General features: G+C 60.5%; 14 protein-coding genes. 10 read left to right on the plus strand and 4 right to left on the minus strand.

The annotated features are described in order from the left end of the window. Window positions 1-147 precede the first annotated feature (147 nt). The 4 genes from AC2FNN_RS19485 to holA all read left to right on the plus strand — a co-directional run bounded on the left by AC2FNN_RS19485 (window position 148) and on the right by holA (window position 4,743). On the plus strand, window positions 148-630 hold the full coding sequence (locus AC2FNN_RS19485; protein ID WP_496760100.1) for a DUF3576 domain-containing protein: 483 nt from the start codon (window positions 148-150) through the stop codon (window positions 628-630). 72 nt (window positions 631-702) lie between these two features. Then, on the plus strand, window positions 703-3,240 hold the full coding sequence (gene leuS, locus AC2FNN_RS19490) for a leucine--tRNA ligase (protein ID WP_496760101.1): 2,538 nt from the start codon (window positions 703-705) through the stop codon (window positions 3,238-3,240). Continuing rightward, complete coding sequence (gene lptE / locus AC2FNN_RS19495) at window positions 3,227-3,718, plus strand: LPS assembly lipoprotein LptE (protein WP_496760102.1); 492 nt, start codon at window positions 3,227-3,229, stop codon at window positions 3,716-3,718. Before leuS ends, lptE begins: the two co-directional genes overlap by 14 nt. After that, the gene (holA, locus tag AC2FNN_RS19500) at window positions 3,715-4,743 is read left to right on the plus strand and encodes a DNA polymerase III subunit delta (protein ID WP_496760103.1); all 1,029 of its coding nucleotides are present in this window, start codon (window positions 3,715-3,717) and stop codon (window positions 4,741-4,743) included. Before lptE ends, holA begins: the two co-directional genes overlap by 4 nt. 1 nt (window position 4,744) lies before the next feature. On the opposite strand, the gene AC2FNN_RS19505 is transcribed toward holA, so the two are convergent. Beyond that, a complete protein-coding gene (locus tag AC2FNN_RS19505) occupies window positions 4,745-5,929 on the minus strand; it encodes a TIGR03862 family flavoprotein (protein ID WP_496760104.1) in 1,185 nt (394 codons plus the stop codon). 48 nt (window positions 5,930-5,977) lie between these two features. On the opposite strand from AC2FNN_RS19505, the gene AC2FNN_RS19510 reads away from it, so the two are divergent. Further along, window positions 5,978-6,274, plus strand: a complete 297-nt coding sequence (locus tag AC2FNN_RS19510; RefSeq protein ID WP_496760105.1) for an HNH endonuclease — start codon at window positions 5,978-5,980, stop codon at window positions 6,272-6,274. Here AC2FNN_RS19510 and AC2FNN_RS19515 read toward each other — a convergent pair whose 3' ends face one another. From AC2FNN_RS19515 to AC2FNN_RS19525, 3 genes are read right to left on the minus strand one after another with little or no spacing between them, the layout of a single operon-like run. Beyond that, the gene (locus AC2FNN_RS19515) at window positions 6,275-7,012 is read right to left on the minus strand and encodes a VOC family protein (protein ID WP_496760106.1); all 738 of its coding nucleotides are present in this window, start codon (window positions 7,010-7,012) and stop codon (window positions 6,275-6,277) included. Further along, on the minus strand, window positions 7,009-7,617 hold the full coding sequence (locus tag AC2FNN_RS19520) for an enoyl-CoA hydratase/isomerase family protein (protein ID WP_496760107.1): 609 nt from the start codon (window positions 7,615-7,617) through the stop codon (window positions 7,009-7,011). The genes AC2FNN_RS19515 and AC2FNN_RS19520 overlap by 4 nt, the downstream gene beginning before the upstream one ends. After that, complete coding sequence (locus AC2FNN_RS19525) at window positions 7,614-8,357, minus strand: SDR family oxidoreductase (protein WP_496760108.1); 744 nt, start codon at window positions 8,355-8,357, stop codon at window positions 7,614-7,616. The genes AC2FNN_RS19520 and AC2FNN_RS19525 overlap by 4 nt, the downstream gene beginning before the upstream one ends. Before the next feature lie 140 nt (window positions 8,358-8,497). Here AC2FNN_RS19525 and AC2FNN_RS19530 point away from each other — a divergent pair, with 140 nt between their 5' ends. From AC2FNN_RS19530 to AC2FNN_RS19550, 5 genes are all read left to right on the plus strand, one after another. After that, a complete protein-coding gene (locus AC2FNN_RS19530) occupies window positions 8,498-10,012 on the plus strand; it encodes a DUF2125 domain-containing protein (RefSeq protein WP_496760109.1) in 1,515 nt (504 codons plus the stop codon). A 172-nt stretch (window positions 10,013-10,184) separates the two neighbouring features. Then, window positions 10,185-11,531 carry a TldD/PmbA family protein gene (locus tag AC2FNN_RS19535; RefSeq protein ID WP_496760110.1) on the plus strand — a complete coding sequence of 449 codons (1,347 nt, stop codon included), beginning with the start codon at window positions 10,185-10,187 and terminating at the stop codon, window positions 11,529-11,531. After that, on the plus strand, window positions 11,518-12,318 hold the full coding sequence (locus tag AC2FNN_RS19540; protein ID WP_496760111.1) for an inositol monophosphatase family protein: 801 nt from the start codon (window positions 11,518-11,520) through the stop codon (window positions 12,316-12,318). The genes AC2FNN_RS19535 and AC2FNN_RS19540 overlap by 14 nt, the downstream gene beginning before the upstream one ends. Continuing rightward, complete coding sequence (locus tag AC2FNN_RS19545) at window positions 12,315-13,553, plus strand: 3-deoxy-D-manno-octulosonic acid transferase (protein WP_496760112.1); 1,239 nt, start codon at window positions 12,315-12,317, stop codon at window positions 13,551-13,553. Before AC2FNN_RS19540 ends, AC2FNN_RS19545 begins: the two co-directional genes overlap by 4 nt. Then, the coding region (locus AC2FNN_RS19550) for a tetraacyldisaccharide 4'-kinase (protein ID WP_496760113.1) at window positions 13,540-13,741 on the plus strand (202 nt) is incomplete at its 3' end. The genes AC2FNN_RS19545 and AC2FNN_RS19550, both read left to right, overlap by 14 nt.

The raw sequence follows: 13,741 nt of genomic DNA on the forward strand, positions 1-13,741 counted from the left end.
GATTGGTGCAAGGATGCCACAGTTCCTTTTCGCCCGGATAAGGCGGGCACGCTTACATTTCAGAAGAATAGGCTTGTTGCAGCGAGGGTCCTTGGCTAGGAGTATGCCCTGAATACTGCACAACAAGTGAAACAGGACCTGCTGACAATGCGCCTGCCTACGATTTTGGGATTAATCATGCTGACCACCACTATTGCGGCATGCGGGCAGAATCGAAGCACTTCGACATATTCCCCCAATCCCGCCAGCGGTAATTCCGATGAACGCGAGCTGAACGATCCTGAACGTTCGACGCTGTGGGACATTTTCGATCGCAGCACGGCCGAGCAGACCACCAATGTAAACCGGTACTTGTGGGCAGCTTCTCTGGACATATTGAACTTTCTGCCGGTGCAAGAGGTCGATCCGTTTACCGGAGTGATCGTAACAGGTTACGGCACTCCTCCGGGCGGAGGACGGTCATACAGGGCGACCGTACACATCAGTGATCCGGCGCTTGCGGCCCGGTCTTTGTCCGTCGCTCTGCAATCCAGCGGAGGTTCCCCGGTAAGCGCGGCAACAACCCGTGCGGTGGAGGATGCGATTCTGTCCCGCGCCCGTCAGCTGCGCATCGCGGACAACAAGTTCTAGCACTCCGCCGAAAATCACACTAATACCACGCCGGGTTCCTACCCGGCGTTTTCATTCACGAAGGACCGCACAATGTCGCGCTATTCGGCCACCGAAATCGAAGCAAAATGGCAAGAGGCCTGGGACAAGGCAGGAATCTTCACCGCCAACCACAAGGCGGACAAGCCGAAATACTATGTGCTTGAGATGTTCCCCTACCCGTCCGGCCGAATCCATATGGGGCATGTGCGCAACTATACGATGGGCGACGTCATCGCGCGGCACAAGCTGGCCACCGGGCACAATGTTCTGCATCCAATGGGCTGGGACGCGTTCGGGATGCCGGCGGAAAACGCTGCCATGGCGATCGGCGGCCACCCCAAAGAGTGGACTTATGGCAATATCGCCGACATGCGTGCCCAGATGAAGCCGCTGGGTCTGTCGATCGACTGGTCCCGTGAATTCGCCACATGTGACCCGGAATATTACGGCCAGCAGCAGGCGCTGTTCCTCGACATGCTCGAGGCCGGGCTGGTCTATCGCAAGAACGCCGTGGTCAACTGGGATCCGGTGGACATGACCGTTCTGGCCAATGAACAGGTGGAAAACGGGCGCGGCTGGCGCTCGGGCGCGCTGGTGGAACGGCGCGAGCTGACGCAGTGGTTCTTCAAGATCTCGGATTATTCCGAAGAACTGCTGAACGCTCTGGACACGCTGGAAAACTGGCCCGCCAAGGTTCGGCTGATGCAGGAAAACTGGATCGGCAAGTCGCGCGGCCTGCAATTCGGGTTCGAGCGCATCGATGGTGGGGAACCGATCACTGTCTACACGACGCGCCCCGACACGCTGCTGGGCGCATCCTTCGTGGGGATCTCGCCCGATCACCCGATCGCCAAACAGCTTGAGGCCGAGAACCCGGAAGTCGCTGAATTCGTTGCTGAATGCCGCAAGGGCGGCACCACGGAAGAGGCCATCGAAACCGGCGAAAAGCTGGGTTTCGACACCGGTATCCGCGTCAAGCACCCGCTGGACCCGAACTGGGAACTGCCGGTCTGGATCGCCAATTTCATCCTGATGGATTACGGCACCGGCGCAATTTTTGCCTGCCCCGCACATGACCAGCGCGACCTTGATTTCTGCCGCAAATACGGCCTGCCCGTGGTCGACACATTCTTTGCGCTGGACGATGACACTCCGGTCGACAAGATCGCCTTTGTCCCGCCAAAGACCGAGAAAGTCCGCTGGGTGAACCATTTCGCGGGCCTGACCGAAGCCACAGGCGATGAGGCGATCAACACCACCATCGATTTCGCAGAAAAAGCCGGTTGGGGCGAAGGGGTCACGAAATATCGCCTGCGAGACTGGGGCTTGAGCCGCCAACGCTATTGGGGGTGTCCGATTCCCGTCGTGCATTGCGAAAGCTGCGGTGTGGTCCCTGAAAAGAAAGAGAACCTTCCGGTACGCCTGCCCGATGATGTCACCTTCGACAAACCGGGCAACCCGCTGGACCGCCACCCGACGTGGCGCGATTGTTCCTGCCCGAAATGCGGAGCGCCGGCCAAGCGCGAGACCGACACGATGGACACCTTTGTCGATTCGTCCTGGTACTTCGCCCGATTCACCGCCCCGCGCGCGGAAACGCCCACCGATCTGGCCGAGGCCGAGTACTGGATGAATGTAGACCAGTATATCGGCGGGATCGAACACGCGATTCTGCACCTGCTCTATTCCCGCTTCTTTGCGCGGGCGATGAACATCACCGGGCATTTGCCGGACAAAGCCATCGAACCCTTCGACGCGTTGTTCACGCAAGGCATGGTGACGCACGAGATCTACCAGACCCGCGATGCAAACGGTCGTCCGGTCTATCACCTGCCCGAGGAGGTCACAGACGGGAAACTGGCTAACGGCACAGAGGTCGAGATCATCCCTTCGGCCAAGATGTCAAAGTCCAAGAAGAACGTTGTCGACCCGGTCAGCATCATCTCGGCCTTCGGCGCCGATACCGCGCGCTGGTTCGTGCTGTCCGATTCGCCACCCGAACGGGACGTGGAATGGACGGCTGCGGGGGCCGAGGCCGCGTATAAACATCTCAACCGTGTCTGGAATCTCTGCGACAAGATCGGCGCCATGGACCCGAACGCCACGGGCCAAGGCGATGAGGAGCTTTTGCGCGAGATGCACAAAACCATCCGCGATGTGACCTTGGGTGTTGAAAGCTTTGGCTTCAACGCGGCCATCGCCAAGCTTTATGCCTTCACCAACACCCTGGCGAAATCCAAAGCAGGTGCTGCGGCCCAAAAGCAGGCCATCAAAACGCTGGCACAGCTGATGTCGCCGATGACACCACATCTGGCGGAAAATATCTGGGCCCATCAGGGCGGCGAAGGCCTTGTGGCCGTTGCGCCATGGCCCATCGCCGACGAGACGATGCTGGTTGATGACACCGTCACCTTACCGATCCAGATCAACGGCAAGCGTCGCGCGGAAATCAGCGTGGCCAAGGATCTGGACAAAGCCGAGGTTGAAAAAATTGCGCTCAGCACCGAAGCTGTTCAAAAGGCGCTGGAAGGGAATGCGCCGAAGAAAGTGATCGTCGTTCCGGGCCGGATTGTGAATGTTGTCGTTTGATCGCAGAACGTTTTTGCTGATGCCGCTGGCGCTGGCCGCCTGCGGCTTTGAGCCCGTATATGCACCTGGCGGATCGGGTTCGGCCTTGTATGGCCGCGTCGAGGTGTCAGCGCCCAACACCGTGGAAAGCTTTTTGCTGGTCCAAGATCTGGAACAGCAACTGGGGCGAAGCGCCGGGTCGGTCAACGACTACAAGCTGGATGTTCAGGTTTCGACCGTAACGCGTGGCGCAGCAATCACCACTACGAACGAAACGCAACGCTACACCATCGACGGACGCGCGCAATACACGCTGCGGTCCAACGCAACCGGTCAGATCATCGCCTCGGGCTCGGTGGCGGATTTCGTGTCATATTCTGCCGCAGGATCAACTGTTTCCACCTTGGCGGATGAGCGCGATGCCAAGAGACGGCTGATGATGATTCTGTCGGGTCAGATCATGAACCGTCTTTACGCCACACCGGATCTGGCCGCATGAAGCTGAGCCCGCGCGAGGCTGAGGGGTATTTTGCCAAGCCGGACGCGGACAAGACCGGGCTGCTTATCTATGGCGCGGATGCGATGCGGGTTGCGCTCAAGCGGCAACAGGTGCTGGCCGCTCTGCTCGGCCCCCAAGCCGAAGAAGAAATGCGCCTGACCCGCATGCCCGGTGGCGATCTGCGTGGTGATCCCGCCCTGCTGCTGGACGCGGTCAAGGCGGTCGGCTTCTTTCCCGGCCCACGTGCCGTTTTCGTGGAAGACGCAACCGAAACCGCGGCGCCAGCAATTCTGGCCGCGCTCGAAGATTGGGCCCCCGGAGACGCCCAGATCATCGTGACCGCGGGGCAATTGAAACCCAGCTCGAAAATCCGCAAGGCGTTCGAAGGCCACCCTGCCGCCTATGCGGTTGGCATTTATGACGACCCGCCCTCACGCGCCGAAGTCGAACGGGTTCTTGCCGCATCGGGTATGAAAAACGTGCCCCGGGATGTCATGTCTGCAATCAGCGAACTGGCCGTCAGCCTCAGCCCCGGTGATTTCGCGCAAACGGTTGAAAAACTGTCCCTATACAAACGCGGTGACAGCTCTGATTTGACAATCGAAGATATCGAGGCCTGCGCTCCGCGCTCGACCGAGGCGGCGCTGGATGATGTTCTCAACGTCGTTGCCGAAGGTCGCGCCGGTGAGATCGGGCCGCTGATCCGGAGGTTGCAGGCGCAAGGCACCAACGGCGTGACTCTGTGCATCGGAGCAATGCGGCATTTTCGGACACTCTATGCCTGCGCGTCCGATCCCGGTGGTGCTGCGCAGGGCATCGGCAAGCTGCGTCCGCCGGTTTACGGCAAGCGGCGTGACCGTATCCTGCGACAGGCACAGGGTTGGGGGGCGGCCAAGCTGCAAACCGCGCTGACGGTTCTGACGGATACGGATTTGGCGCTGCGCTCCGCCGGGCAGACAGCTCCTGCCATGGCGCTGGTGGAACGCGCGATGATCCGTTTGGCGATGTTGGCGCGATCCCGCTAGGTCATGCGGCCTTTTCCAGCCAGTCAGCGGCGGACCGACCGGCCCAGCGCCCGGTCGCCAGGCAAGCCGTAAGCAGATAACCCCCGGTTGGGGCTTCCCAATCCAGCATTTCCCCAGCGCAGAACACACCCGGCAGCGCTGTCAGCATCAGCCCGCCATCCAGCGCTGCCCGTTTGACACCACCAGCGGTCGAAATAGCTTCGTCCATCGGGCGAAGACCGGCATGCCGGATAGGCAGCTTTTTCAACATGCTCCCTTGCACAGATTGAGAGTGGCCGCCGCGCGTTGACATTTCATGAAACAGGGCGATTTTCTGAGCGGACAGGTTCAGCGATTTTCTCATCCACTGGGACAGCGTTGTCTTCGACTGTTTCGCAGACAAACGCGCCAGCAGAGCCTGCTGGTCCAGATCAGGCTTCAGATCAGCAAACAATGGTGTCCCCGCGCGCAAGGCCGGTGTCAGCGAATACAGCCCTCCGCCCTCCAGACCGGTCCTGGAAATCGCAGCCTCTCCTCGGCTCTCCAAGTCGCCTGCCATCCATCGGATCGATTTCAATGCGGCCCCGAAATGGGGCTGCATATGTGGGCTCCAATCAACGGAAATGGCTGAGTTTGCAGGTTCAAATGGCGCCAAAGCCACGTCTTTTCCGGCCAATATCTGCGCCCAGTGACCGTCCGAGCCAAGGCGGGCCCAGCTTGCACCGCCCAGTGCCAGCACGGTGACATCCGTCGCAACACTGCGCCGCCCGTCCGGAGTGTCAAACACCGGCACATAACCATCCCAGCCAGTCCAACGCCAGCGGGTCCTGATTTCGACCCCGGCCTTGCCCAATCGTGCCAACCAGGCCCGCAACAAGGGCGAGGCCTTCATTGCTTGGGGAAACACGCGCCCCGTCGAGCCGACAAACAGCGTCTGCCCCAACCCGCGCGCCCAGTACTGAACAGCTTCGGCATCAAAGTCAGACATGATCGGGCGCAACCAATCCGCCGCTTCACCATAGGCGCGGATCAGGTCATCAAGCGGCTCGTCCTTGGTCAGGTTCAGCCCCGATTTCCCGGCCATCAGGAACTTGCGCGCGACCGAAGGTTTGGCCTCGGCCACCAACACGGAATGCCCGGCTGCGGCCAGCTGTTCGGCCGCCATCAACCCTGCGGGGCCCGCTCCGATCACCACTGCCTGCGCCATTCGCACCCTCTTGCCTTCGCCCGTCACAGGCGCAAGTTTCACATCACCATGACGAACAGCGATCCGATCTGCCCGCTTTGCGGCCGCCCGATCCCTGACGGGGGTGGCAGCCTGCATCATCTGATCCCAAAACTCAAAGGAGGCAAGGGCGGACCTACCGTTCTGCTGCATCAGATCTGCCACAAAGAGGTGCACGCCACCCTGACCGAAGCGGAACTGGCACGCAGTTTCAACACGGTCGAGGCCCTGCGCGTGCATCCAAGGCTCGAGAAATTTCTGGCTTGGGTCCGCAAACGCCCACCCGGGTTTCGTTCGAAAGTTCCGGGCAAGCGGCGCGGGCGCTGATCAACCCGGCAGGATCTGGCCGCCGAAAGTATCTGTCAGTGGCTCGGGCAGGCCTTCGATCACGATACCTTGAAAGTCCGGCACATGGGCGAATTGTGCGCCCGCAACATGCTGGAACTCCAACGTCGTATAGGCGCGTTTCCACAGCCATTCGCGGTTTTCAACAGCCCAAAGATCAGGATTGGGCGGGGTTTCGTCCGTAAAGGCATAAAAATGCAGGTCAAAGCCGTAAGGGGCGATCTCCTGCATTGACAGCAACGACATGCCCCGGGCGCGCCAGAACGCGTCTTCGGCGGCAATATCGCCGGTTCGAAGGGTAATCTGACCGATCCGAGCCTGCGCAAAAGGCGCCTCGGGGTCCGCGGCATGCGGCGGCCGGTTGCCTTCGAAATCATGTTGCAGCAGCTCGATGACGAACCCTTCGGGATCCGCAAGATGGCACATGTAACCGATGTCCAGAAACTGGTTCGGCGTGCTCACTGGAACGTCAAACCTGCGCAGATGAGCCGCAGCAAGATCGACATCCGGAACGGTGATCCCGATCTTCCAGTAGCGCTGCCCCTTGTCATGGGTGTACCCTCCTCCACCCGGCAGCATCAAAATGTCTGCGTCTGCGCCGTCATAGCCCACGCGGCGGTTAGGGCCTTCAATGCGTACCGACATGCCCAGAACATCGCGATAGAACGCCGAAAGTCGGTCCGGGTCGGCGACCCGCAGCCGCAGGGCCGACATCCTCATGAACACAACCTTGCGATTCCCGCCGCGATCTCGGGGGCGGCGTTGACGCTGTCGGCCACCAGATCGCGTGCGGTTTGCATCAGGTGATCGGGATCGACAATCCGGTCCACCAGGCCAAATTCATACGCCTCCTGCGCGGTGATTTTCTGACCCGCCATAAGGATCAGCTTGGCCCTTGCCGGTCCGACCAAAGCCGCCAACCGCGCGGGGTCGGACGGTTGCGGCAGAAACCCCAGCTTCATCACCGGGTAGAAGAACTTGGCCGACGGCACGGCAATGCGCAGATCGCAGGCCAGCGCCATACCGTTGGCCCCGCCTGCCAAAGTGCCGTTCAGTGCGGCAACGGTCAGACAGGGCAACGCGGCAATGGCGCCGGACAGCCTTTCCCAGACATCCGATTTGGCCAGACCGGCGCGCGCTTCGTCCAGATCTGCCCCGGCGCTGAACACTTTGCCCGCGCCGGTCAGGATCAACGCCTTGGCCTCTGTCGCGGATTCGGTGATCTCGGCCAGTTCCGCCAGCATGGCCCCCGTCAGGGCGTTCGCCTTGCCGGGATTGTTGATCGTGACGGTCCACAGGCCGCCTTCTTTGGTCAAATCGATCATATCAGCCCGGCCCGTTTGCGAATGTCTTCAAGCCGCAGCGAAATTTCAGTGCCAAGGAATTCATCGGCATCATCCGAGCACATCCACAACAGCGCCCGCGCGGGCCAATCTGCTGGGATATGCACATCCCAGTCCAGCTGACTGACGGGATTGATGCCGCTGGCCTTGATCGACCGCTGCATATCGGTGGCCACCGTCCCCGGTGACAGGCCCATGGCGCGAATACCATTATGGGCTTCTTCCAGATGCAGACATTCCGTGAGCATCTTGGCCCCGGCCTTCGAGGCGCAATAATGGCTCCAGGCTTCGACCGGGTTCGACGCGGCACCGGACGAGATCGTCAGAATGCTCCCTCCTCCCGCAGCCCGCATCACCGGCAATGCCGCGCGCATCCCGTAGAAAATACCTTTCAGGTTGATGTCGATGGCCTTGCTCCACGCCTCGGTGTCAGCATTCGAGAGATGAAAGATCGGATCGATCACACCCGCATTGCCGATCAGAACATCCAATCCACCGAACCGGTCCACGCATGTGGCCACGGCTTGTTCCACCTGCGCGAAATCGCTGACGTCACAGGCCAATGCGATGGCCTGATCGCCCAATGCGGCCGCCAAAGCGTCAATCAGATCCTGACTGCGAGCCAGCAGTGCGACATTGGCGCCGGCTGCGGCAAAAACGCGCCCTGCCTCGGCCCCAATTCCTCGGCTGGCCCCGGTTATGAGAACAGTTTTTCCCTGCATTTACCCTTCCTCACGCATTGCAATCTCTGTCGGCTACAGCCGTAACGCGTAAACGGGGAAAGGGTCCAGCCCTTGCCCCCTTGACGATACCCGCCACAAACCCGACCATGCGCCACAAATTGATCAAGAAGGGTTACCTTATGTCCGTTTTCCTTCGCCGCAGCTGCGGCGCTGCCCTGGCTTATGCCGTTGCCACCCAAGGGGCGTTTGCCGACCTGTCGGCCGATGACGTCTGGTCCGATTGGCAGAGCTATTTCACCTCGATGGGTTACACCGTCACAGGAGACGAAAGCACCTCGGGCGACGTCACCACGATTTCCAACATGACACTTTCAGTGGCCCTTCCCGAAGAGGACGGACAGTTTCAGATGGTCATGCCAGAAATGACACTGACCGAAAATGGTGACGGGACCGTTACCATTGACCTGCCGGAAAGCTTTCCCATGGAAATCACCGGTCAGGCCGAAGATGAAAACTTCGCAGCCACTGTCACCTATTCCCACAGCCAACTGAACATGGTCGTGTCAGGCACACCGGACGACATGACCTATGACTATAAGGCTGACAATCTGGGCGTGAAACTGGATTCGATTGAAGTGGATGGTGAGGCTCTGCCCAATGATGTGTTTGGCATCGATGTCCAAGCAAGCGATCTGTCCGGCAGCTCGCGGATGCAGATCGGCGACAATCGGAACATCAGTCAGACGTTCAACGCAGCCATGTTATCCTATGATCTGAACTTTCAGGATCCTGAAAGCGGCGAAAACGGGGTGATCAACGGTCAACTGGATCAACTGGCATTTGAAGGCAACAACGTGGTCCCGCCGGACTTTGACTTTTCGGACCCCGAAGCCTTTTACAAGGCTGGTTTCTCGTTTGACGGCACCTTCACCTATGCCGCGGGCAGCACAGATCTGAGCGGGACCAGCGAAGGTCAGGCGTTCTCGATGAACAGCACGTCCGAAGGCGGGCGTTTTGCAGCCAGCATCGATGCAGAGCGCATCGTCTATGACATTGACCAGAACAGCACGAAGATGGCCGTTACCACGGCGGGCCTGCCGTTCCCGATCGAACTTTCGATGGCCAAGGCGGGCCTGAACTTCGAATTCCCCATCCAGCAATCGGACGAGGTTCAACCCTTCGGCTTTGGGCTGAACCTGACCGATTTCACCATGTCGGACGTATTGTGGGGCATTTTCGATCCTGCTGGCGCGCTGCCGCGTGATCCGGCGACGATTGCGCTGGATGCGACGGGAACCGCAAAAGTGCTGATGAATATCTTCGACCCTGAAATCGACGTCGAATCCGACGAAGCGCCGGGGGAACTGCACTCGCTGAAGATCAACGAACTGCTGGTTTCGCTGGTTGGCGCCAAACTGACCGGTGACGGAGATTTTGCTTTCGACAACACCAATACCGAAGAGTTTGATGGCCTGCCCAGCCCAAGCGGCGTGGCGAACCTTCAGCTGGTTGGCGCCAACCAGTTGATCGACACACTGATCGGTATGGGAATCATCTCGGACGAAGACGCGCTGGGTGCCCGCATGATGATGGGTCTGATGGCAGTGCCGGGCGAAGAACCGGACACACTGAACTCGAAGATCGAGTTCACCGAAGACGGCCAGATCCTGGCGAATGGTCAGCGTATCAAGTGACAATAAACGGAAAGGGCCGCGCAACATGCGGCCCTTTCTCTGCCCTGCCAACCCTTGCCCAAACCTCTGAAACGGCACGGGTTCACCACGATCCTCAACGCACAATCTGGTCACAGGTCTTGCGAGACGGGCGGTCCAAGGCTAGGTCCTTGGCAATCAACCCGGAGGCCTCATGACCTGCTCACCAGAAGAAATCAGCCATCACTTGCTTGACGTGGCCCGCAAGGCAGGCGCGGACGCGGCGGATGCCATCGTTATCGACGGATCCTCTGTTTCCGTCGAAGTGCGGGGCGGCGCGCTGGAACATGCCGAACGCTCGGAGGGGACTGATCTGGGATTGCGGGTGTTTCTGGGCAAACGATCCGCCATTGTGTCCAGTTCCGACAGCCGCCCTGAAACCCTGCGCGCCATGGCGGAACGAGCTGTCGCGATGGCCAAGGAAGCCCCCGAAGATCCGTTTTCCGGGCTGGCTGCCAAGGACCAGCTTGTCACAGACTGGAACATAGAGTCACTGGAATTGTCAGACCCCGCCCCGGCCCCGTCTGCCGAAGCCCTGATGCAGGATGCTCTGACGGCCGAGGCCGCAGCGCTGGACGTCGCCGGCGTTACTCAGGTATCGGATGCGGCCGCAAGTTACGGAACCCACCATGTGCATCTGGCCGCGACAAACGGGTTCACCGGCGGGTACGCGCGCAGCAGCCGGTCGGTTTCCTGTGTTGCGATTTCGGGCGAAGGCACTGGGATGGAACGGGACTATGACGGCGACAGCCGGACGTTCCAATCCGACCTGCGCAGCGCGGAAGAAATCGGGCGCACAGCAGGCGAACGCGCCGTGCAACAGGTTGGTGCGAGCAAACCTGAGACGGGAAGTTTTCCGGTGCTCTTCGACGAACGGATCTCGTCTTCGCTCATCGGCCACCTTCTGGCCGCCAGCAATGGCGCGGCAATCGCGCGGGGCGCATCCTGGCTCAAGGATTGTTTGGGGCAGGACGTTCTGCCCGCGCACCTGTCCCTGATCGAAGACCCGCACCGGCCACGTATCTCGGGCTCGCGCCCCTTTGATGCCGAGGGTTTGCCGACACAACGCCGGGCAATCGTGGAAAACGGTGTTCTGACCGGCTGGACGCTGGACCTGTCAAGCGGGCGAAAACTGGGCATGGCGTCCACGGGAAATGCCACTCGTGGGGTCTCGGGTCCGCCATCGCCAAGCAACTGGAACCTGAGCCTGACACAAGGGGACCAAAGCCGCGCCGACCTGCTGCGCGATATGGGAACCGGGTTGCTGGTCACATCCATGATCGGATCGACGATCAACCCCAATACCGGTGACTATTCAAGGGGTGCATCAGGGTTCTGGGTCGAGAATGGCGAGATCACGCATCCGGTCAATGAATGCACCATCGCGGGCAATCTGCGGGACATGCTGCGCCGGATCATCCCGGCGAACGATGCCCGCCCATACCTGTCGCGCGTGGTTCCGTCGCTTCTGATCGAAGGAATGACACTTGCCGGCAACTGACCTGCCCCTGCTGATCGAGGCGGCGCTAGAGGCCGGCAAGATCGCCACGCGTTATTCCGGAACGCAAGCACAGCGCTGGGACAAACCCGATGGCGCCGGGCCAGTGACCGAGGCGGATCTTGCCGTGAACACGATGCTGGAGGAGCGGTTGTGTTCGGCGCGACCGGGCTATGGCTGGCTCAGTGAGGAATCCGAGGATTCCACCAACCGGCTGGACCGCAACAGCACCTTTATCATTGATCCGATCGACGGCACCCGAAGCTTTGCAGAAGGCGCGCGCACCTGGGCGCATTCCATAGCCGTCGCCGATAACGGCGTGGTGACGGCGGCGGTCATCTACCTACCGATGCGGGATTTGCTGTATACGGCGGCCCAGGGTCGGGGCGCGACTCTCAATGGTGAGACGATCACGACCTCGGACACCGCAGAGCTTTTGCAATCAGAAATTCTGGCCGCCAAGCCGAACCTTGACGCACGGCACTGGCGCCATGCGCAGGCACCAGAATTCGAACGCGCATATCGCCCGTCGCTTGCCTATCGCATGGCTTTAGTCGCGCAGGGGCGGTTCGATGGCATGCTGACCCTGCGCCCCAGTTGGGAATGGGACATTGCCGCCGGCGACCTGATCATCCGAGAGGCCGGCGGCGTCTGTTCCGACCGTACGGGTCAACGGCTGATCTTCAACAACATACATCCAAGGTTGAACGGCGTGATCGCCGCCAGCGCCTCGCTTCATCAGCAACTGTCGGCACTGCTGGACCCGGCCGGGCCGGGAATCGGAACATGAGCAAACCGCGCTCACTCAGCCTGGCCGCCTACAGGGTGTTGTCATGGGGGTTGCGCAACGGGGTTTCGCCGCAATCCAACCCGCCGCGCCCCGAGGGTGAGTTGCTATGGATCCATGTTGCCACCCCGGATCGGCTGCGGGCTGTGACCGACTTCTGTCGTCGGCTGTCACAGGTCAGGGCCAAGCTGAACTTCCTGCTGACAGCGCCCCCGGATGAGGATTTGTCCTACTGGCCGGATAGCAAGTTCCCTTTGATCAACCTGCCACAGGAACAGAGTGGAGCAGCCCGCGAGTTTATCGAATACTGGCGTCCGAACATGGGGTTGTGGGTCGGTGGCAACCTGATGCCCAACATTGTCACGCGCGCTGACGAACAGGCGATACCGCTGGTCTTGTTCGACGCCCGATTCAGCGTCACACTGTCCCGGCACGCCCGTTGGTTGCCGGACATCACACGGGTGACCTTTGACTGTTTCCGCAAGATTCTCACGCCATCCGCCGAGACGGCACGACAGATCCGCCGCCTCGGCATCCAATCCGGAAAAGTTGCGGAATCACCGCCTTTGCGGATCAGCCCCAACCCCCGGCCCTGGCCAGAAGACGAACTTATCGAGACCACTCATACGCTTGCCGGGCACCCCGTTTGGTTGGCGGCATGGGTTCAGGACAAAGAATTCATCTCGGTTCTGACAGCCCACCGTCAGGCGCTGCGGATGCTGCATCGGCTGGTTCTGGTGTTGCACGTGGCAAACGAGCCGGAAGTCATGCCGCTGAGACGGCGGCTGGAATCGATGGACCTGCGCTGCGTCAACTGGGATGAAGGGGACATGATCGAAGATACCACTCAGGTCGTCCTGACATCGGACCCCGAAAACCTGGGCCTGTGGCATCGCATGGCACCAGTAACCTTCATGGGCAGTTCGCTGGAACGCGGCGCGGGCGGTCAGGACCCGTCCGAAGCAATCGCGCTGGGGTCTGCGATCATGTTCGGACCATATGTGCACCGCCATCAGGAATTCTATTCCAGCCTGCAACAGGTGAACGCTGCCAAAGCGGTTAAAACGGCAACCGAACTGGGCGACGCCGTTGTGCAGCTTCTGGCGCCGGATCAAGCTGCGGACATGGCGTTGGCGGGGTGGCAGTTGTTGACCGAAGGCGCACCGCAGGCTGACGCCCTGATCGAAATGGTGCAGGATATTCTGGATCAGCGGAGTGCGGATCATGCGGGCACCTGATTTCTGGAACACGACCCCGGACCAACCGGATCTGAGGGCGCGTCTGCTGGCGCCGTTGGGGCGCCTATATGCAGCGGCAACGGCCCGAAGGATCGCCTCGGAGGCCGGAGAAAAGCCGGGTGTGCCCGTGATCTGTATCGGCAACCTCAACGCTGGTGGAACCGGTAAAACACCAACGGTGATCTGGA

The sequence above is a fragment of the Ruegeria sp. BHSA118 genome (genome assembly GCF_059613405.1).